This window comes from Streptococcus sp. 400_SSPC (genome assembly GCF_001072745.1).
Taxonomy (GTDB): Bacteria; Bacillota; Bacilli; order Lactobacillales; family Streptococcaceae; genus Streptococcus; species Streptococcus xiaochunlingii.
The window spans coordinates 1-491 of record NZ_JVIQ01000076.1 but is presented as its reverse complement, the minus strand read 5'-3'; the positions used below and the strand labels follow the sequence as shown (position 1 = coordinate 491).

The 491-nt window shown below is 54.0% G+C and carries 5 tRNA genes; all 5 read left to right on the top strand.

Features of this window, described 5'->3' with window-relative positions:
- The first annotated feature begins 67 nt into the window (after positions 1-67).
- Positions 68-141: transfer RNA gene (locus ADH49_RS09530), tRNA-Met, on the top strand.
- Between the two features lie 16 nt (positions 142-157).
- Positions 158-231, top strand: a tRNA-Ile gene (locus ADH49_RS09525).
- Between the two features lie 9 nt (positions 232-240).
- Positions 241-330 (top strand) — tRNA-Ser (locus tag ADH49_RS09520).
- A 9-nt stretch (positions 331-339) separates the two neighbouring features.
- Positions 340-413, top strand: a tRNA-Met gene (locus ADH49_RS09515).
- Positions 414-417: 4 nt separating this feature from the next.
- Positions 418-490: transfer RNA gene (locus ADH49_RS09510), tRNA-Phe, on the top strand.
- Position 491: the final 1 nt, after the last annotated feature.

The window sequence follows — 491 nt, the reverse complement described above, 5'->3', positions numbered from 1 at the left end:
CAGCTTGGTAGAGTACTTGGTTTGGGACCAAGGTGTCGCAGGTTCGAATCCTGTCTTCCCGATTTATGGCGGTGTAGCTCAGCTGGCTAGAGCGTCCGGTTCATACCCGGGAGGTCGGGGGTTCGATCCCCTTCGCCGCTATACTATTGATCTTGTCGGACCTTTAGCTCAGCTGGTTAGAGCTCTCGGCTCATAACCGAGTGGTCGTAGGTTCAAGTCCTACAAGGTCCATAATTAGCTGGAGGATTACCCAAGTCCGGCTGAAGGGAACGGTCTTGAAAACCGTCAGGCGTGTAAAAGCGTGCGTGGGTTCGAATCCCACATCCTCCTTAATATTAACGCGGGATGGAGCAGCTCGGTAGCTCGTCGGGCTCATAACCCGAAGGTCGTAGGTTCAAATCCTGCTCCCGCAATTTTGGCTCGGTAGCTCAGTTGGTAGAGCAATGGATTGAAGCTCCATGTGTCGGCGGTTCGATTCCGTCTCGCGCCAT